Origin of the sequence: Halomarina pelagica (assembly GCF_024228315.1) — an archaeon.
In the GTDB taxonomy this organism is placed as follows: Archaea; Halobacteriota; Halobacteria; order Halobacteriales; family Haloarculaceae; genus Halomarina; species Halomarina pelagica.
In genome coordinates this window covers 651,996-669,596 of record NZ_CP100454.1, presented here as the reverse complement: position 1 = coordinate 669,596, position 17,601 = coordinate 651,996, and the positions used below count along the sequence as shown (strand labels likewise).

The following is a 17,601-nucleotide window of genomic DNA, read 5'->3' as shown; positions in this document are numbered from 1 at the left end:
CACCTCAGAACTCGTAGCGGACGCCCTCGATCGGGACCTTCCCCTCGTCGTGTCCGGGCGCGTACGCCTCGACGAACGTGACCAGGACGTCGACCATGCCGTCCGGGTCGATGCGGGCGGTGTTGAGCGCGAGGTCGTAGATCGAGCGGTCCTCGATGTCGATGCCGTAGTACTCGCGGTAGCGCAGGGCCTCGCTCGCGGCGCGCTCGCGCGTCTCCTCGCGGGCGACGTCGATTGGCTTCTCCTCGCGGTCGGCGATGCGCGCGGCGCGCACGGCGGGCGGCGCGTCGAGCCAGAGGCGGAGGTCGGCGTGGTCGCCCGCCATCCACCCGGCGAGGCGCGACTCCAGCACGACGTCGTCCCGCTCCCGGGCGAGGGCGCGCTGTCGCCGGTCGAGGTCGCGGTCGATCTCGTCGTCCTCCTCGGCGAGTCGGTTGAGTTCGAGCGCCGTGAGGCCGCGGTCCGCGGCGAGCGCGCGGAAGATGTCGCCGCCGCTGACGTGTTCGTAGCCGAGCGCCTCGGCGAGGGCGGCGGCGGCCGTGCTCTTGCCGCTGCCGGCCGGTCCGGAGACGGTGATCAACATGTCCCCACTCCGGCGCAGAGGGTAAAAGAGGTTGTCTTACGACGTCGACGGCGTCGTGTTGATGTTGAGCGCCTTGCGGATGACCTGCGTGAACCCGAGCGAGCAGACGAAGTACCAGACGATCCACGCCGGCATGATGAAGGCGTTCTTGGTCCACGCGACCTCGCCCAGGAGGGGCATGGTCACCGTGCCGAGGGTCCCGCCGTTCTCGAGGATCATCCAGTAGAGCCAGAGGAAGACGGGGATGGTGATGAGCATGATCCACACCATCGGGCGGAACTGCTCTTTCATCATGCCCATCTGGTCGCCCATCGCCTCCATCTGCTCCTTCTGGATGCGCTCGACGGCCGCGTCGTCGTCGCGGGCCTTCGCGTCCTTGAGGCGCTGCTGGATCTCCTTCGCCCGGGCCTGGTACTCGCCCATCTTCTCGGTGTCCATGAGGTTCGCCTGCAGGAGCGTCGAGTACAGCCCCGTCAGCATCGCGAGGACGAGGACGACGGCGTAGAACGGCAGCGCGTCGTTGAGCGGCCCGAGGGCGAGGTCGAGCGTCCGACCGACGGTGTTGCGGACCTCCGGGACCATGTATCCCAGGAACAGGCCGAGCGCGCCCACCGCGGCGGCCTTGTCGTAGGAGGACCAGCCCGACTCCTCGTCGTCGGCCGCGGCCTGCGCCTCGGTCGCGCCGTCCCCGGAGAGCGCCTCCTCGACGGCGGCGCGGTCCCGGATCGCGAACCCGTCACCGCTCGCGCTCCGCAGCACCCCCTTCTCGATGAGCCGGCCCCACTGGCCGCTGGTGAGTTCGTCGTCCACGTCGGCCCACTCGACCGTGCCGCCGTCGGCGCGGTCGAGCACGACCCGAAGGGCGTCGGCCATGGCGGGGTCCTCGCGAACGAGGTCCTCGACCTTGGTAGCTACCCGTGCCATTAGCGGGGGGTTAGCGAGGGCGCAATATCAACCCTGTGGACCCGCGGTACGGGGTGAACCGGGCGACGACGGGCGGTCGTTCACTGGCCGCCGGTCGCCAGCGCGTCCTCGATGGTCAGCCGGAGGTCGTGCCAGACCTCCTCCGGCGTCCCCTCGCCGTCGACGCGGGCCAGCAGGCCGCGCTCCTCGTAGAACTCGATGAGCGGCGCGGTGTTCTCCTCGTAGACCGAGAGGCGCTCGCGCACCGTCTCCTCGGTGTCGTCGTCGCGCTGGATCAGCGCGCTCCCGCACTCGTCGCAGACGTCCGTCGTCTCCGGCGGGTCGAACGCGACGTGATAGGTCGCGCCGCACTCCGGGCAGACGCGGCGGCCGGTGAGCCGCCGGATCAGCTCCTCGCGGCCCACGTCGAGCAGCGGCACGACGTCGATCGTCGCGTGCTCGTCGAGGAACTCCGCCTGCGACAGGTTGCGGGGGTAGCCGTCGAGGACGAACCCCCCATCGGCGTCCTCCAGGGCGGCGACGACGATCTCGTTGACGACGGGGTCCGGCACGAGTTCGCCCTTGTCCATGTACTCGCGGGGCTTGCCGTAGTCGGTCTCCACGTCCTTGTTCGCGCGGAGGGCGTCGCCCGTCGTGATGTGATCGACGCCGTAGGTCTCGACGACGTTCCTGCTCTGCGTCCCCTTGCCTGCACCCGGCGGACCGAGCAACAGGATGCGCGGGTTGCTCATACCGGCCCCACACGGGCCTGCGTAAAAGGTTTGTAGGAACCGGCCGCGCTTCCGCCGATGACCGATCCCCGAACGGTCGCCACCTACGACGCCGTCGCGGCCGAGTACCGGCGACGCCACGCCGACCGCACCCCGATCGAACCGCTGATCGAGCGATTCCTCGACGCGCTTCCCGCGCGAGACGGGAGTGCGGCCGGCGAGCGAGGTGCGGCCGGCGGACGGGGCGCGTCCCGCAGGCGGGGTGCGTCCCGCGGGCGAGTCCTCGACCTCGGCTGCGGTCCCGGCTGGGAGACGGCGGCGTTCGCGGCCCGCGACCTCGACGTGGTCGGGATCGACCTCACCCCGTCGTTCCTCGAGGCGGCCCGCGAGGAGGCTCCCGACGCGGACCTGGCCCGGATGGACATGCGCCGCCTCGGGTTCGCGTCCGACTCGTTCGACGGCGCGTTCGCGCTCGCGTCGTTCCTCCACGTCCCGCGCGAGGACGCCGACGCGACGCTCGCCGGGGTCCGGCGCGTCCTCCGCGACGACGGCGTCCTCCACCTCTCGGTGAAGCGCGGCGAGGGCGAGTACGTCGGCGAGGTCTACCCCGAGGACGACCGACGGTTCACGCTCTACCGCCCCGATGACCTGCGCGAACGGGTCGAGCGGGCGGGCTTCGAGGCGCTCGACTGTCGGCGGGAGGGGGAGTGGGTGCAACTGCTGGCCCGCGCTGGGCCGTCGGGGGGCGGGGCCGTTTAAGTCCGCCTCGGCCGTACCTCGGCCATGACCCGCTTCGAGGCCGACGCGCCGAGCGACCGACTCGCGCTCGTCGTCGACGCCATCGCCGCTCACCGCGCCCGCGACAGCGAGGGGGCGGTCTTCGAGTCGGACCGGACGACGGTCAGGTACGCCGACCGTACGCTCCGAATCGAGTGCGACGCCGCCGAGCGCGAGCGCCTGAACGCGCTGCTCGCGGACTTCCACGTCTTCAAGGTCGCCCAGCCCGAGACGCGGAAAGCGCCGGAGGGCGTCGTCTACCTCTCGGCCATCGCCGATCCGAAGCACGCCGCCGACTTCGTCGAGGGGCTGTTCCGGCGCGTCTACGGCCACGACGAGGGGTACGAACTGCGCGTCGTCCGCGTCTGACGGATAACGACAACGTTTCAAGACCGTCGGCTGAACCCTCCGATAGATGTACATCGTCATCGTCGGGGCGGGCGACATCGGCACCCCGCTCACCGAGATCGCCACCCGCGGCGGCAACGAGGTCGTCGTCATCGAGCGCGACGAGCGGAAGGCAGAGCGCGCGGCCGCCGACTTCGACTGTCTCGTCATCAACGACGACGCGACGGTGAAGGAGACGCTGCTGGACGCGGGCACCGACCGCGCCGACGCGCTCATCTCGACGACGGACCAGGACGCCACCAACATCATGGTCTGTCTGCTCGCCCAGGAACTCGAGGTGCCGGACATCGTCTCCGTGGTCCACAACCCGAATCACATGAGCATCTTCGAGCAGATCGGCGTCAACACGATGGAGAACCCCCAGCGCCTCATCGCGGAGTACCTCTACCGGGCGGTGAAGCGCCCCACTATCGTCGACTACATGCGCGTCGGGGAGACCGCCGAGGTCTTCGAGATCCGCGTCGGCGAGAGCGCACCCATCGCCGGCAGGACGTTACAGGAGGCCGCTGACGGCGACCTCCTCCACGAGGAGATGCTCATCGTCGCCGTCGAGCGTAACGGGGAGGAGAACCCCATCACCCCGCGCGGGAACACCGTCATCGAACCCGGCGACCTCCTGACGGTCTACTCCGGCGAGGGGGCGACGCCGGAGGTGACCGACATCTTCGGCCACTACGAGGATCACGCGGACGCGTCGCCGCCGGAAACGGAGTGATCGATGTCGCGTGGCCAGTCCGTCCGCGGGACGCCCGCGGATCTCGCCGTCATCCTCCGCGACATCGGTGCGCTGTTGCTCATGGAGGCGATGCTCATGACCGTCTCCACGCTCGTCGCGCTCGCGTTCCGCGAGTGGTACGTCGCGCTCGCGTTCGTCGCGGCGGGCGGCCTGACGGCGGCGGTGGGATACACCGCCCGAACCCTGTTCGCCGACGCCCCCGCGCCCCGGATGAAACACGGCATGGTCATCGCCGCAGGCGGCTGGTTCTTCGTCGCCGTCTTCGGCGCGCTCCCGTTCCTGCTGGCGGCCTACTTCGTCCCGCCGGAGGTGCTTGCGAGCTACGTCCCGCCGGGGGCCGACTACGCCCGATCGAGCCTGCGCTACTTCCGACACCCCCTCCACGCGCTGTTCGAGTCGATGAGCGGCTGGACCGGAAGCGGACTCACGATGGCCGTCCACGAGCCCTCGCTCCCGCGCGCCGTCCAGTGGTGGCGCTCGCTCATCCAGTGGATCGGGGGGGTGGGCGTCATCGTCCTCACCGTCTCGATCCTTGCGCGCCCCGGAAGCGGGAGCTACACGCTCTACCGGAGCGAGGCCCGCGAGGAGAAGATCCACCCGAGCGTCATCTCGACGGTGCGCACCGTCTGGAAGATCTTCCTGCTCTACACCGTCGTCTCGGTGACGTTGCTGTTCGTCGCCATCCTGCTCAGTCCGAGCCGGTACGCCCGGAGCCTCTCGACGTTCGAGGCGTTCTGGCAGGCGCTCAACCACGCGATGACGGCCCTCTCGACCGGCGGCTTCTCCGTGACGGACGGCTCCATCGAGACGTACAACTCGCCGCTGATCGAGTTCGTCCTCCTGCCGATCATGACGCTGGGCGCGATCGCGTTTCCCATCCACTACCTCGTGTTGCGCGACCGCGACCTCGGGGAACTGTTCTCCGACCTCCAGACGCGCTGGCTGTTCATCCTCTACGCCGTCGGGGTCGTCGCGCTCTCCGTGCAGCTACTGCTGGTCGGTCTCCCCGACGCGGGGTACGGCGCGGTCGTCCCCGCGCCGTTTGCGGTTCCCCCGCTGCAGGCGGTCGCCCTCTCGACCGCCCAGCTCGACGCCGTCCGCGACGCGGTCTTCCAGTTCGTCTCGGCGCTCACCTGTACGGGCTTTCAGTCCTCGCCCGTCGGCGAGTGGAACGCGGGCGGGAAGCTCATCCTCTCGGCGGCGATGGTGCTCGGCGGCGCGGCGGGATCGACCGTGGGCGGTATCAAGATCATCCGCGGGTACACCGTCTCGCGGGGCATCATGTGGCAGTTCTCGCGCGTGTTCCTCCCCGCCAACGCGGTCGTGACGGCGCGGATCGGCGATCGGAAACTCGGGCGGGGCGAGATGGAGCGGGAGTTCTCCGAGGCGGCCATCGTCAGCCTGCTGTGGATCATCCTGCTGATCGCCTCGAGTGTCGTCCTCGTCAACACGGCCGGCCCGGAGTTCGGCTACGCTGACGCGCTGTTCGAGGTGGCGAGCGCCCAGGGTAACGTCGGTCTCTCGACGGGGATCACCGGCCCGACGATGAGCACGGTCTCCGAGGCGATGCTCGTCCTCAACATGTGGGTGGGCCGCCTCGAGATCATCCCCGTCCTCGTGTTCCTGCGGTCGGCCGTCAAGGGTCTCAACCCGTGACGACCGCTCACCGCCACATCCACGCCCCCGCGGCGAAGAACGCCACGGACAGCGCCCCCGTGAGAACGAGCGCCTCGACGAAGCCGTCCGCTCCGTCGAGGATGACGCTGAGGTAGAGAAACACCAGTCCGGAGAACAGGAACGTCTGGGCGATCATCACGAGCCCGTACATCTGTCGGATGGTGATCTCGTTGCGATCGACCGCCTCGCGGTACGACGACAGGAGCGTCCGCTCCAGTCGAACGCTCCTCGGTCGATCGGGCGTCTCGTTCGGCATCGCTCGCACCGTCTTGAGCGTTCACAGCGCCAGGAACCCGCCGCTGTTGCTCGTGAAGACGAAGATGAAGAACGAGGAGAACAGGAGCGAGAGACCCAGCCCGGCGTACAGCCGCGAGGTCACGTCGATACCGGGGACGCGGGAGAACGCGACGACGCCGCCGAGCAGCACCCCCGTAAGCTGCGCGAGCGTGAGCGCGGTCCGGACGAGGCTCTCGGAGCGGTCCACCTGGTACTCGATCTGCCGTCGGTGCTCCTCGAGGGCGATTCCGGCCCCCCTCCGGTCAGGCCTGCCCTCCATCCGCCGCTCGTCGTCGCTCATCTCGCCGTCCTCCCCGCCGTGTCTCAGGGACGGCGGCCGGCATAATCTCGTTGTCCGTCGTTCCGGGGAGCGGTACGTCCGGCGGCGACGTTCACGATCGCCAGTACGCGCCGGTCAGCAGCACCAGCACGGGGATGATCTCGAGGCGACCCACCCACATCAGGAAGACCATGTAGAGCTTCGAGAACCCGGAGAACCCGAGGTAGTTCTGCATGGGACCGAGACTGCCAAAGCCCGGCCCGACGTTGCCGAGCGTCGAGGCGACCGCGCTCATCGCCTCGAACGCCGACAGCGCGTAGCCGATCCGCTCCGCGTCCACGAGCAGGACGACGACGCTCACGAAGAAGAGCGAGACGTAGAGCAGCGTGAAGGCGAAGATGCCCCGGATGGCGCGCTCGTCGATGACCTGTCCACCGAGGCGGACCGGTCTGACGGCCTCGGGGTGGACCGTCGTGAACAGCTCGCGGCGGACGGTCTTCAGGATCACCAGCCAGCGGACGACCTTGATCGCCCCGCCGGTCGATCCCGCCGAGCCGCCGATGAGCATCGCCACGAGCAGGAGGTACTTCGTCGAGTCGCTCCACGCGTTGAAGTCCATGCTCGCGTAGCCGGTCGTCGTCATGATCGAGACGAACTGGAAGGTCGACTCGCGCAGCGACCGCTCGACGTCGCCGGGTATGGCGCTGCGCACGCCCGCGAGGTATCCCTCCTCGACGGCCACGCCGCCGGTCGCGAGTCCGGTGCCGGTGAACAGCAGGACGGCCCCGAGGGCGCTCAGCGCGCCGAGCAGGCCGAGGTAGAAGCGGAACTCGCTGTCGCGGAACAGCCGCCGCGGCTTGCCGTCGATCACCTGCCAGACGAGCGCGAAGTTCACCCCGGCGACGACCATGAACGGGATGATGACCCACTGGACGGCCGCCGAGAACGCCTCGATGGAGCGCGCCTCGGGCGAGAACCCGCCGGTCGGCATCGTCGTCAGCGCGTGGGCGACCGCGTTGTAGAACGTCATGTTCGGCGCGAGTCCGCCGAGGTGCAGCGCGTAGAGCAGGACGACTTCGAGCGCCGTCAGCCCGAGGTAGGCGAGCCAGAGCACGCGCGCCGTCTCCGCGATCCTCGGGGTGAGCTTCTCGATGCCGGGTCCCGGAGCCTCGGCGTCGATCAACTGCGCGCCGCCGACGGAGAGTTCGGGGAGGATCGCGACCGCGAGGACGACGATCCCCATCCCGCCGAGCCACTGGGTGAACTGCCGCCACATCATGATCGCGCGGGAGTGCGTCTCGAAGGAGATATTCCCCATCACCGTCGCGCCGGTCGTCGTGAAGCCGCTCATCGACTCGAATAGCGCGTTCGTCGGGAAGCGGAGCGTCGACTCGCTTCCGATCCCCGCGAGCAGGTACGGGAGAGTACCGACGCCCGCCACCGCGAGCCACGTGAGCGCGACCATCAGGAACCCCTCACGTGGGCCGAGGTCGGGGACGGGATCGAGCCGTTCGAGGAGCGTGCCGGCGACGACGGTGATGAGGATGGTGGCGACGAACACCCAGACGTCCGCCCCGTAGTAGATTGCGACGGCGAGCGGGAAGAGGAGCGCCACGGAGAGGTAGCGGAGGACCGTCCCGACGAGACTGGCGCTCGCGCGCCACTCGACGCGGATCCGACTTCCGGTCGAGACGCGTCGCGTGAAATTCACAAGAGGTGTTGTCCGCGGTGCGGGTATCAATCCACCGCTCTAGGAGCGCCAGAACGACGGCGTGAGCAACAGTAACACGGGAATGATCTCGATGCGTCCGACCCACATGAGGAGGATCATCGCCACCTTCGTCGACCGGGGGAAGACGTTGTAGGTCCCGTAGGGTCCGGCGGGGCCGAACGCCGGACCGATGTTGAGGAACGTCGACGCGGCCGCCCCCATGACCTCGAACTCGTCGAGGGCGACCGACGCCCGCGACACGTCGACGACGATGAACACCGTCAGGAGCCCGAAGATCACGAGGGTGAGCAGGACGTACGCGATGACGTCGCGGATCGTTCGCTCGTCGACGACCGTCGACCCGAGGCGGACGGGTCTGACGGCGTCGGGGTGAACGGCGAGCAGCAGGTTTCGCCGAAACGCCTTCGCCGCGACGAGCCACCGGAAGGTCTTGATCGAGCAGGTGGTGCTCCCGGCCATCCCGCCGATGAACATGCCGAGAAAGAGGAGGTGACGCGCGCCGACCGACCAGACGTCGAAGTCGCTCGAGGCGTAACCGGTCGTCGTCACGATGGAGACCACCTGGAACGCGGCGTGTCGCACCGTCGCCTCGACCGTGTCGTACGTTCCGTCGAGCGCGAGGAAGACGGTGACGAGGACGGTGCCGGCGGCGATGACGCCGAGGTAGACCCGGAACTCCTCGCTTCGAACGAGCCGGCCGGCGTCGCCCCCGAGCAGGTGATACAGGAGCACGAAGTTCGTCGCGCCGACGAACATGAACGCGGCGATGACCCACTGCACCGCGGGCGTGAACGCCCCCACGCTCTCGGGTTCGGGCGAGAACCCGGCGGTCGAGACGGTCGTCAGGGCGTGGGCGACGGCGTTGTACGGCGTCATCCGGGGGGCGACGCCGCCGACGTTCATGGCGAGCAGCAGGAGGACCAACGCGGCGGTCAACCCGGCGTACAGCCCGCCGATGAGCCGCGCGGTCTGCGTGATCCGGGGGGCGAGCTTCGTCACGTCCGTCGTCTGCGTCTCCGTCTCCATCAGCTTCGCGCCGCCGACCGAGAGCTGGGAGAAGAGCGCGACGACGAGGACGAGGATGCCGAGACCGCCGAGCCACTGGAGGACCTGTCGCCACATCATGACGCCGCGGCCGTGGGCGTCGAAGGACTCGAGGACCGTCGCGCCGGTCGTCGTGATGCCGCTCATCGACTCGAACAGCGCGTTAACCGGGTCGGCGAAGACGCCCGTCCCGGCGAGGAGAAAGGGGAGCGCACCGACGACGGCCACGACGAACCACGCGGCCGACACCATCAGGTAGGTCTCCCGCGGGCCGAGCGACCCGCGCTCGAACCGCCCGAGCGCGAGGCCGAGCGCGAGCGAGAGACCCGCCGGCGCGAGGAGCGGCACCGGGGATTCGCCGTAGACGAGCGAGACGCCGGCGGTGAGGACGAGCGGGACGGTCAACGCCGTCAGGACGGTCCCGAGGTAGCTGGCGCTCGTGCGCCAGCGGACCCGCATCATATGACGTTCGTTATCTCGTCGACCGAGTCGATCTCCGCGAATATGACGACGTGGTCGCCGACCTCGATGACCGTGTCGCCGCGCGGGGTGATGAACCCCCCGTCCCGGGTGATCGCCCCGAAGACGACGTTCGGAAGGCGGGTGACGACCTCGCGGATCGGTCGCCCGGCGAGTTCGCTGTCGGGGGCGACCTCGATCTCGATGACCTCCGCCCGATCGCCCTCGATCATGGAGATGTTCTCCATGCGACGCGAGCGGGTGAACCGGATGATCTCCTCCGCGGTGACCTCGCGCGGGCTGACCGCGACGTCGACGCCGACGGCCTCGAACAGGTCGGCGAAGTCGCCGGTGTCGACCACGGCGATGGCGCGGTCCGTCCCGAGTCGCTTCGCGAGCAGCGTCGCGAGGAGGTTCTGCTGGTCGTTCTCGAGCGTCGCCACGAGCACGTCGGCGTCGCCGATCCGCTCTCGTTCGAGGAAGTCCTGATCGGTCGCGTCGCTCCCGAGGACGAGCGTCCTCGGGAGGCGTTCGGCGAGCCAGCGCGCGCGCTCCTCGTCGCGTTCGATGAGGCGGGGCTCGAACTCCCGCTCCTCGAGCAGTTGCGCGACCTGGTAGCCGATCTCGCTCCCGCCGACGATGACGACGTCGTTCGGTCCGTTCTGACTCGGGGCGATCGCCGCGCCGAACGCGCGGGCGCTCTCCGGGTGACCGATCACGACGATCTCGTCCTCGCTCTCGATGCGGGTCTGGCCGTTCGGGATGAGGATGTCGTCGTCGCGGATGATGGCGGCGAAGGTGAGCTGTTCGAACTCGTCGGCCTCCGCGACGGTCCGGTCCGCGACCGGGCTGTTCGAGGGGACCTTGAACTCGGTCATCTGGACCGTACCACCGGCGAACATATCCACGTCCTGTGCCGTCGGGAGACCGATGATACCGACGATGGCGTTCGCGGTCAGCAGGTCCGTACAGATCATGAAGTCGATCCCGAAGGCGTACTCGGAGCGCTGCCACGTCCGGAGGTACTGCGGGCGCTTCACCCGGGCGATGGTGAACGCGTCGCCGATCGCCGTCGCCGTCCCGCAAGTGACGATGTTCGTCTCGTCGTCGTCCGTGCTGGCGATAAGGATGTCCGCCTCCGCGACGCCCGCCTCCTCCAGAACGTCGAGGTCGGTCCCGTCGCCCGCGAGCGAGAGCACGTCCATGCCGTAGGTGAGGGCGTCCGCTCGCTCCGAGTCGATGTCGACGACGACGACCTCGTGGTTGACGCAGAGGCTCTCGGCGATGCTCGAACCGACCTCGCCCGCGCCGACGACGACTACGCGCATTCGGACCCCTCTGGCATGGTCGAACCTACGCCCGGTCGCTCAAATCGGTTTTCATCGATAGCGAAGGATTATTCATCGCCTGCCCGTGCGTTCGCCCATGGACCCACGAACCGGAACCGGAGAGGCGACTGCGGGGAATCGACGATGACCGACCTCCTCTCGCACGTGCTGGTTCCCGTCGTGAACGAGGACGACGCCCGGTCGACCGCGCGGGCGCTCGAGGCCTACGCGCCGACGGCCGTGACCGTGCTCCACGTCGTCGAGAAGGGAGAAGGCGTTCCGGACAAGACGCCCGTCGAACAGAGCGAGGAGATCGCCGCGGCGGCCTACGCGGCCTTTCGGGAGGAGTTCCCCGACGCGGCGACCGAGACGCGCTACGCCCGCGATATCGTCGCCGCGGTGTTCGAGGCGGCGGCCGACCTCGACGCGAGCGCCGTCGCGTTTCAGCCCCGCGAGGGCGGCTTTCTGACGCGCCTCGTCACCGGTAATCGGACGCTCGAGCTGGTGACGACCGGCGACCTGCCGGTCGTCGTCCTGCCGGGGGGTGACGGGGGTGAGTGAGCGGCGGTCGCAGTCGCCCCGCTGCGCGAACGGTGACGCGGGATGACCGACGGGGAGCAGGAACTCGCCAAGGACCTCGGCCCGCTCGCCGCGCTGACGATCGGCGTGGGGACGATGATCGGCGCGGGCATCTTCATCCTCCCGGGGGCCGCCGTCGAACGGGCCGGACCGCTCGCGGCGGCCGCCTTCGTGCTCGGCGGCGGCATCGCCGTGCTGACGGCCTTCTCGGCGAGCGAACTCGGGACGGCCATGCCCAAATCCGGCGGCGCGTACTACTACATCAACCACGCGCTCGGTCCGCTGTTCGGCTCGATCGCCGGATGGGGTAACTGGTTGGGGCTGGCGTTCGCGAGCGCCTTCTACATGTACGGCTTCGGCCAGTACATCGCGACCATGCTCGACGCGTACCTCGGCGTCGCGCTCCCGACGCTCGACCTCGTCGTGCTCTCGCTGTCCGGCGCGAAGCTGGTCGCGCTCGCCGGGGCGGGACTGTTCATCCTCGTGAACTACGTCGGAGCGAAGGAGACCGGCCGCCTGCAGAACGTGATCGTCGTCGCGCTGGTGGGCATCCTCGCCGTGTTCACCGTCTTCGGCGCGATGAACGCGGACGTGTCGAAGTTGACCCCGATCGCGCCCGACGGGTACGGTCCCCTGCTTCCCGTGACGGGCCTCATCTTCGTCTCGTATCTCGGGTTCGTCCAGATCACGTCGGTGGCCGAGGAGATCAAGGACCCCGGTCGAAACCTCCCCCGCGCGGTGCTCGGGAGCGTCGTCATCGTCACGATCGTCTACGCGCTCGTCCTGGTGACGGTCCTCGCCGCCGTGGACAACAGCCTCGTCGCGGGCAACGACACGGCGGTCGTCGACGTCGCGCGGCTGCTCATCGGTCCCCTGGGCGCGGCCGCGATGCTGTTCGGCGGGCTGCTCGCGACCGCCTCGAGCGCGAACGCCTCGATCCTCGCCTCCTCGCGCATCAACTTCGCCATGGGCCGCGACGGTATCATCAGCCCGGACCTGAACGACGTCCACCCGCGGTACGGGACGCCCTACCGCTCCATCGCCGTGACCGGCGGCTTCATCCTCGCGTTCATCGCGTTCGGCGACCTGACGACCCTCTCGACCGCCGGGAGCGTCCTCCACCTCGTCATCTACGGGCTGCTGAACGTCGCGCTCGTCGTCATGCGACAGATCGACCCGGAGGACTACGCGCCGGACTACAGAGTGCCGCTCTACCCGATCATTCCGGTCCTGGGCGCAGTCATCTCGTTCGCGCTCATCGCGTTCTTCTCGACGGTCATCGTCGCGCTCTGTCTCGCGTTCGTGCTGTTCGCGGCCGGTTGGTACGTCGTCTACGCCCGCGGTCGGACGAGTAAACAGGGCGTCCTCTCGCAGCACGTCCTCTCGCGTCCGGGCGCGTACCCGGAACCCGCGGTCTCGGCCGCGGCCAGCGTCAAACCCGACGGCGGTTCCTACCGCGTGATGGTCCCCCTCGCGAACCCCGAGTCCGAGACGGACCTCATCACGCTCGCGAGCGCCATCGCCAGGCAGCGCGGCGGAACGGTGCTCGCGACGCACATCGTCACCGTTCCCGACCAGACGGCGCTCGCCTCCGGAGCGGAGCACCTCGACGACCTCGACGCCGAGTCGGGGACGCTCCTCGACAACGCCCGCCGCGACGCGGAGACGTTCGGCGTCCCCGTCGAGACGCACACGATCCTCTCCCACCGGAGCTTCGAGGAGGTGTTCGACGCGGCGCGGACGCACGCGGCAGACCTCGTCGTGATGGGCTGGGGTCCCGACGCCCACGGGTCGCCCGGGCGCGCGGAGAGCGCCGTGGACGAACTCGTCGAGACCGTTCCCTGCGACTTCCTCGTCCTGAGGGACCGCGGGTTCGACCCCTCGCGCATCCTCGTCCCGACGGCGGGCGGACCGGACTCCGACCTCTCGGCCGCCGTCGCCGCGCTCCTCGCTCGGGAGTACGAGAGCGAGGTGACCCTGCTCAACGTCGCCGACGACGAGGCCGAGGGGCGGGCCTTCCTCGAATCGTGGGCCGCGGAGCACGACCTGGCGGACGCCACCCTCCGCGTCGAGACGGGCGACGTGGAGCGAGCCATCGAACGGGCCGCCCGGGACGCGACGCTGCTCGTCGTCGGCGCGACCGAGCGCGGCCTCCTGCGTCGACTCGTGGGCGGTTCGCTCGTGATGGACGTGGTCGACGACGTGGAGTGTTCGGTGCTACTCGCGGAGCGTAGGCGCGAACGAAGCCTTCGCGAGCGCCTCTTCGGCTAGTCGATTCCCGCCGCGTCGCGGTCGCTCACTGCGGACCCTTCCGCCCGGCCGCCCCGACGCCCTCGCGCCCCTCGGCGATGTGGCTGCCGACGTACCCCCCGAGCGCCCCCAGTCCGACGGCGTAGGCCAGCGAGAGCACGACGAGGACGACGGCGAACGCGCCGACGAACGCGGCGCTGAACCCCGCCGCGGTGATCGGCCAGAGCCGGGAGGCGACGAAGAGCAGCGGCACCGATGCCAGCACCCCCGAGAGCGCGCCGACGCGCGCGCCGATCTCCCGCGTCTCCCGGTGCAGGTATCCGGCCACCCCTCCGCCGAGCAGCGGGGAGAGGGGGACGAACGCCGTAACGACGGTGAGGACCGCGCCGATGATCGCGTTCGTCCGGATGTCGGTATCCATGCCGACTCGTGTCAACGTTCCATCTCATAAATGTTAGCAATCAAGTATCATCCCCGATGTGTCGGCGTCCGCCCGCGGAACGTGACGCCGGGCGTCCGTGATGAGTCGTTAAGTACGTCGGCCGTCTACGGCGAGTGATGCTAGTTCCACGGGGTATCTTCGGCGTCCCCCACGGTATTCTCTCCTCGCCGGACGAGTGGATCGCGTTCGCGATCGGTCTCGTCGCGCTCGTGATAGCGACCCTGTACGACGGGGATCTCGATCTGACTCCCGTCTCGGGGGCCGCGGGCGTCGGTATCCTCGTCGCGCTCGTGGGGTCGTTCGTCGCTCCGCCCGCCATCGCGAACGAGTGGCACATCCCCGTGTTCGTGGTGTTCATCGTCCTCGCGGGTGCGTTCGTCGCGCGTCGGCGCGCGGATCGGTGACGACGAGGGCAGTCGGCCACCCCCCGGTCCGCGATACTCCTCCGTCCGTGGAAGTCACGGCGGAGCGAGTCTCCGGCTTCTCTAACCAATCCGAACGTTCAATAATGTCGATAACCGATCGTGCGAGCGTGGCTCGGATCCCCTGCATCGCCTGCGGTGCTCCCATCCCCCCTGAGCGCGACAACTGCCCGGAGTGCGGCCAGCGGCAACTCACGTTCGGGACGGCGGTCGTCTACATGACCGTCGGGCTGCCCGCCGTCCTGCTCTGTGCGGGCGTCGGTGCCCTGCTCGCCGCGCCGGAACTCGTCGCCTCGACGGTCGGCATCGGCGGACTCATGGGGGGGCTGGTCGCGGTCTACGCGGCCGTCGGGCTGGTCCTCTGGCGGGCGTACGCGCGGCGGCGGGCGCGCATCCGCCGCTCGGCGCGGAGCGAGGGGGCCCGATCGGAGGAGTAGGTCGCGCGGCGGGTTCGAGAACCGGACCAACAGGGGTATTGGCCGCCGCCGACTACGTCCGCCAATGCGTCGTCGAGAGGTTCTACGCGCGCTCTCCGGCGGAGCCGTCGTCGCGCTCGCGGGCTGTCTCGAGGGGTTCGGGACGCAGTCCGCGTGGCGCGACCCGCCCCTGGTCGAGAACCGGCCGAAGGCCGTCTACGTCCCCGCCGTCACCGAAGCGATGGGCATGTACGGACACGAGATGGCGGGCCCGTACGGTCTCGCGCTCATGTACTCCTACCCCCACCGCTTCTGGAACGTGACCAACCGCGAGCGGGAGAAGGTCGTCGTGACCGACGACGACGCCATCCACCTGATGGTCGCCCTCTGGGATCGCGAGTCGCGGCAGGTCATCCCCACGGGATCGGACGTCTCGCTGCGGATCGAGCGCGACGGCGGCGTCGTCACCCAGGAGGTGGCCTATCCAATGCTCTCCCAGCAGATGGGCTTTCACTACGGCGCGAACTACCCGCTCGACGGCGAGGGGGACTACGAGGCGACGGTCACCGTCGGCCGACCCACCGTCAGGACCACCGGCGCGTTCGCGGGCCGGTTCGAGGAGGTTCGCTCCGCGACGTTCGCGTTCACGTTCGACACGGACGACGTGTACGGTCTCGAACTGCGACGCCTCGGCGACCGCGCGGGCGAGCGCGGCGCGATTCCGACGATGGACATGGACGTTCCGATGGGGGTCGTCCCGCCCGTCGACTCCCTCCCGGGAACGCCCGTCGGTCGGACGAGGACCGGCGACGCGGTCTTCGAGGTGCTCGCGATCGACGACGCCGCCCGCTTCGACGCGGACGGGGAGACCTACCTCGCCGTCGTCGCCCGGACGCCGTACAACCGCATCGTGATCCCGATGATGGCCCTCTCGGCGACGCTCTCGCGCGGCGGGGAGGTGATCTCCGAGGGCCCGCTGACCGAGACCCTCGATCCCGAACTCGGATCACACTACGGCGCGGGCGTCGAGTCGCTCGAGTCGGGCGACGAGATCCGTCTCCGCGTCGCCGTCCCCCCGCAGGTCGCCCGACACGACGGCTACGAGACCGCCTTCTTCGAGATGCCCGACCGGACGATCGCCGTAGAGCGGTAGGTCCCACTCGAGTCGCCGGAGCGGTCCGCGGTCCTCGCCGCCGATTCAGACGCCGCGAGAGCGTCCGAATCCCCCGATACGACCGGCAACGCGACGGTTTCACCGGGTAAGGGCGACCCTTCAGCGCCGCTCGAGTCCGCTCCTTGTCCATTCACGACTGACTGTATCGAAATATATTCTGTACGCGTAAGGTGCACGTACGCTGGACGGACGTGTCCCTCGACGCGAGATTGCGACCCATAACAATATCCGGTTCGCGTGTCGGTCGGGCCGCAGCACATGACAAGACAGGTACGCAGCGCGGTGACGGTTCTGATCGCGGTTCTGCTGGTCGTCTCGGCCGGCGGATTCGCCGTCGGAACGCTCGGCGCACAGACTCAGAGCGACGATCTCGACTGCAGCGACTTCGAGACGCAGGGGGAGGCACAGGAGGTCCTCGATGACGATCCGAGCGACCCGAACGGGTTGGACGGTGACGGAAACGGCATCGCGTGCGAGAGCCTGCCCGGCGGCGACGACACTAGCGACGGGGACGCCGATGCCGGCGACGGCGACGACGGCTCGCAGGGCAACGGCGACGACTCGGAGAACACGAACGACGCCGGCGACTCCGAGGAGACGTCCGACGGCGGGGAGGACCTGAACTGCGAGGACTTCGAGGATCACGACGAGGCTCAGGACACCTACGAGTCCGACCCGAGCGATCCGAACAACCTCGATCGCGACGACGACGGCACGGCCTGCGAGGGCCTGCTCGACGGCGGTGACGGCAGCGACGACGGCGGCGACATCGACGGGGACGACGGCCAGAGCGACGCCGACGACTCGGAGGACTCGGAGGACTCGGAGAACTCGGAGAACTCGGAGGATTCGAACGCCGACGACTCCGAGAGCGAGGGCGACGCCGACAGCTCGGAGAACACGAACGACGGCGACTCGGACGCCGCGAGCGGCGGCGAGAACGCGGAGGAGGCCGCCGGGACCCACTATCAGGTCGACTTCGTGACCGGCCAGCCCGAGGAAGTCCTCGGCGAGGACCGAACCGACTTCTACAGCCCCGAGGGACGGCTCGTCGCGTACCTCCACGGGAGTTCCGCCGAGGCGGTCACCCGGACCGGATCGGCCGCGTCGCTCGACGCCGCGGTGGCCTCGTGCGTCGAAACCGACGGCATCACCGTCGAGGGCGACACCGCGAGTGTCACCTTCACCGTGGCCGAGGACTGCGAGCACGAGTTCTCGCTCGTCAGCTACGAGAAGCCCGGCGCGGGCTTCGACCGGGGCGTCCAGCAGCAGCTCGTGGACGCCGAGACCGACACCTTCGGTTCAGGAACCCACACGCTGACGGTCGACCTCCCGAGCGACGACTGAACGGCGACTACCGACGTCTCTTTTCGGATACCGCGGC

At 69.1% G+C, this 17,601-nt stretch carries 19 protein-coding genes; 10 read left to right on the top strand and 9 right to left on the bottom strand.

What is annotated here, in order from left to right:
- Positions 1-4 precede the first annotated feature (4 nt).
- From cmk to NKI68_RS03515, 3 genes are all read right to left on the bottom strand, one after another.
- Positions 5-583 carry a (d)CMP kinase gene (cmk, locus tag NKI68_RS03525; RefSeq protein WP_254545308.1) on the bottom strand — a complete coding sequence of 193 codons (579 nt, stop codon included), beginning with the start codon at positions 581-583 and terminating at the stop codon, positions 5-7.
- Between the two features lie 36 nt (positions 584-619).
- Positions 620-1,507: a DUF106 domain-containing protein gene (locus NKI68_RS03520; RefSeq protein WP_254545307.1), complete on the bottom strand. Its 888-nt coding sequence runs from the start codon at positions 1,505-1,507 to the stop codon at positions 620-622.
- Between the two features lie 80 nt (positions 1,508-1,587).
- A complete protein-coding gene (locus NKI68_RS03515) occupies positions 1,588-2,238 on the bottom strand; it encodes an adenylate kinase (protein ID WP_254545306.1) in 651 nt (216 codons plus the stop codon).
- Between the two features lie 57 nt (positions 2,239-2,295).
- On the opposite strand from NKI68_RS03515, the gene NKI68_RS03510 reads away from it, so the two are divergent.
- Genes NKI68_RS03510 through NKI68_RS03495 form a run of 4 tightly spaced genes read left to right on the top strand, consistent with a single transcriptional unit; the run spans position 2,296 to position 5,794 of the window.
- Positions 2,296-2,976: a class I SAM-dependent methyltransferase gene (locus NKI68_RS03510; RefSeq protein WP_254545305.1), complete on the top strand. Its 681-nt coding sequence runs from the start codon at positions 2,296-2,298 to the stop codon at positions 2,974-2,976.
- A gap of 24 nt (positions 2,977-3,000) precedes the next feature.
- On the top strand, positions 3,001-3,363 hold the full coding sequence (locus NKI68_RS03505; RefSeq protein ID WP_254545304.1) for a DUF7975 family protein: 363 nt from the start codon (positions 3,001-3,003) through the stop codon (positions 3,361-3,363).
- 46 nt (positions 3,364-3,409) lie between these two features.
- Positions 3,410-4,117: a potassium channel family protein gene (locus tag NKI68_RS03500; protein WP_254545303.1), complete on the top strand. Its 708-nt coding sequence runs from the start codon at positions 3,410-3,412 to the stop codon at positions 4,115-4,117.
- Between the two features lie 3 nt (positions 4,118-4,120).
- Positions 4,121-5,794 (top strand): TrkH family potassium uptake protein, encoded by a 1,674-nt coding sequence (locus NKI68_RS03495; RefSeq protein ID WP_254545302.1) that lies wholly within the window; start codon positions 4,121-4,123, stop codon positions 5,792-5,794.
- 7 nt (positions 5,795-5,801) lie between these two features.
- On the opposite strand, the gene NKI68_RS03490 is transcribed toward NKI68_RS03495, so the two are convergent.
- From NKI68_RS03490 to trkA, 5 genes are all read right to left on the bottom strand, one after another.
- Positions 5,802-6,071, bottom strand: coding sequence for a hypothetical protein (locus tag NKI68_RS03490; protein ID WP_254545301.1), 270 nt, complete (start codon positions 6,069-6,071; stop codon positions 5,802-5,804).
- Positions 6,072-6,092: 21 nt separating this feature from the next.
- On the bottom strand, positions 6,093-6,392 hold the full coding sequence (locus NKI68_RS03485) for a hypothetical protein (protein WP_254545300.1): 300 nt from the start codon (positions 6,390-6,392) through the stop codon (positions 6,093-6,095).
- A gap of 91 nt (positions 6,393-6,483) precedes the next feature.
- Complete coding sequence (locus NKI68_RS03480) at positions 6,484-8,046, bottom strand: TrkH family potassium uptake protein (protein ID WP_368410968.1); 1,563 nt, start codon at positions 8,044-8,046, stop codon at positions 6,484-6,486.
- Between the two features lie 75 nt (positions 8,047-8,121).
- On the bottom strand, positions 8,122-9,609 hold the full coding sequence (locus tag NKI68_RS03475; protein ID WP_438267797.1) for a TrkH family potassium uptake protein: 1,488 nt from the start codon (positions 9,607-9,609) through the stop codon (positions 8,122-8,124).
- The gene (gene trkA / locus NKI68_RS03470) at positions 9,606-10,934 is read right to left on the bottom strand and encodes a Trk system potassium transporter TrkA (protein WP_254545298.1); all 1,329 of its coding nucleotides are present in this window, start codon (positions 10,932-10,934) and stop codon (positions 9,606-9,608) included. The genes NKI68_RS03475 and trkA overlap by 4 nt, the downstream gene beginning before the upstream one ends.
- A gap of 144 nt (positions 10,935-11,078) precedes the next feature.
- Here trkA and NKI68_RS03465 point away from each other — a divergent pair, with 144 nt between their 5' ends.
- Together NKI68_RS03465 and NKI68_RS03460 are read left to right on the top strand one after the other, a co-directional pair.
- The gene (locus tag NKI68_RS03465) at positions 11,079-11,495 is read left to right on the top strand and encodes a universal stress protein (protein ID WP_254545297.1); all 417 of its coding nucleotides are present in this window, start codon (positions 11,079-11,081) and stop codon (positions 11,493-11,495) included.
- 42 nt (positions 11,496-11,537) lie between these two features.
- Positions 11,538-13,784, top strand: coding sequence for an amino acid permease (locus NKI68_RS03460; RefSeq protein ID WP_254545296.1), 2,247 nt, complete (start codon positions 11,538-11,540; stop codon positions 13,782-13,784).
- A 25-nt stretch (positions 13,785-13,809) separates the two neighbouring features.
- Here NKI68_RS03460 and NKI68_RS03455 read toward each other — a convergent pair whose 3' ends face one another.
- A complete protein-coding gene (locus NKI68_RS03455) occupies positions 13,810-14,184 on the bottom strand; it encodes a DUF5518 domain-containing protein (protein WP_254545295.1) in 375 nt (124 codons plus the stop codon).
- A 137-nt stretch (positions 14,185-14,321) separates the two neighbouring features.
- Here NKI68_RS03455 and NKI68_RS03450 point away from each other — a divergent pair, with 137 nt between their 5' ends.
- The 4 genes from NKI68_RS03450 (at position 14,322) to NKI68_RS03435 (ending at position 17,564) form a co-directional block, all read left to right on the top strand.
- On the top strand, positions 14,322-14,609 hold the full coding sequence (locus tag NKI68_RS03450; RefSeq protein WP_254545294.1) for a hypothetical protein: 288 nt from the start codon (positions 14,322-14,324) through the stop codon (positions 14,607-14,609).
- A 128-nt stretch (positions 14,610-14,737) separates the two neighbouring features.
- Positions 14,738-15,064: a hypothetical protein gene (locus tag NKI68_RS03445; RefSeq protein WP_254545293.1), complete on the top strand. Its 327-nt coding sequence runs from the start codon at positions 14,738-14,740 to the stop codon at positions 15,062-15,064.
- Positions 15,065-15,128: 64 nt separating this feature from the next.
- Complete coding sequence (locus NKI68_RS03440; RefSeq protein WP_254545292.1) at positions 15,129-16,196, top strand: DUF7350 domain-containing protein; 1,068 nt, start codon at positions 15,129-15,131, stop codon at positions 16,194-16,196.
- Between the two features lie 279 nt (positions 16,197-16,475).
- Positions 16,476-17,564, top strand: a complete 1,089-nt coding sequence (locus NKI68_RS03435; RefSeq protein ID WP_254545291.1) for an excalibur calcium-binding domain-containing protein — start codon at positions 16,476-16,478, stop codon at positions 17,562-17,564.
- The last annotated feature ends 37 nt before the right edge of the window (positions 17,565-17,601 follow it).

Excerpts from the sequence above, each read along its gene's own strand:
- NKI68_RS03515 (WP_254545306.1), bottom strand. The coding sequence starts at position 2,238 with ATGAGCAACCCGCGCATCCTGTTGCTCGGTCCGCCGGGTGCAGGCAAG.
- trkA (WP_254545298.1), bottom strand. The coding sequence starts at position 10,934 with ATGCGCGTAGTCGTCGTCGGCGCGGGCGAGGTCGGTTCGAGCATCGCC.
- NKI68_RS03465 (WP_254545297.1), top strand. The coding sequence starts at position 11,079 with ATGACCGACCTCCTCTCGCACGTGCTGGTTCCCGTCGTGAACGAGGAC.
- NKI68_RS03495 (WP_254545302.1), top strand. The coding sequence starts at position 4,121 with ATGTCGCGTGGCCAGTCCGTCCGCGGGACGCCCGCGGATCTCGCCGTC.
- cmk (WP_254545308.1), bottom strand. The coding sequence starts at position 583 with ATGTTGATCACCGTCTCCGGACCGGCCGGCAGCGGCAAGAGCACGGCC.
- NKI68_RS03440 (WP_254545292.1), top strand. The coding sequence starts at position 15,129 with ATGCGTCGTCGAGAGGTTCTACGCGCGCTCTCCGGCGGAGCCGTCGTC.
- NKI68_RS03450 (WP_254545294.1), top strand. The coding sequence starts at position 14,322 with ATGCTAGTTCCACGGGGTATCTTCGGCGTCCCCCACGGTATTCTCTCC.
- NKI68_RS03475 (WP_438267797.1), bottom strand. The coding sequence starts at position 9,609 with ATGATGCGGGTCCGCTGGCGCACGAGCGCCAGCTACCTCGGGACCGTC.
- NKI68_RS03500 (WP_254545303.1), top strand. The coding sequence starts at position 3,410 with ATGTACATCGTCATCGTCGGGGCGGGCGACATCGGCACCCCGCTCACC.
- NKI68_RS03455 (WP_254545295.1), bottom strand. The coding sequence starts at position 14,184 with ATGGATACCGACATCCGGACGAACGCGATCATCGGCGCGGTCCTCACC.
- NKI68_RS03490 (WP_254545301.1), bottom strand. The coding sequence starts at position 6,071 with ATGCCGAACGAGACGCCCGATCGACCGAGGAGCGTTCGACTGGAGCGG.
- NKI68_RS03520 (WP_254545307.1), bottom strand. The coding sequence starts at position 1,507 with ATGGCACGGGTAGCTACCAAGGTCGAGGACCTCGTTCGCGAGGACCCC.
- NKI68_RS03505 (WP_254545304.1), top strand. The coding sequence starts at position 3,001 with ATGACCCGCTTCGAGGCCGACGCGCCGAGCGACCGACTCGCGCTCGTC.
- NKI68_RS03510 (WP_254545305.1), top strand. The coding sequence starts at position 2,296 with ATGACCGATCCCCGAACGGTCGCCACCTACGACGCCGTCGCGGCCGAG.
- NKI68_RS03460 (WP_254545296.1), top strand. The coding sequence starts at position 11,538 with ATGACCGACGGGGAGCAGGAACTCGCCAAGGACCTCGGCCCGCTCGCC.
- NKI68_RS03435 (WP_254545291.1), top strand. The coding sequence starts at position 16,476 with ATGACAAGACAGGTACGCAGCGCGGTGACGGTTCTGATCGCGGTTCTG.
- NKI68_RS03485 (WP_254545300.1), bottom strand. The coding sequence starts at position 6,392 with ATGAGCGACGACGAGCGGCGGATGGAGGGCAGGCCTGACCGGAGGGGG.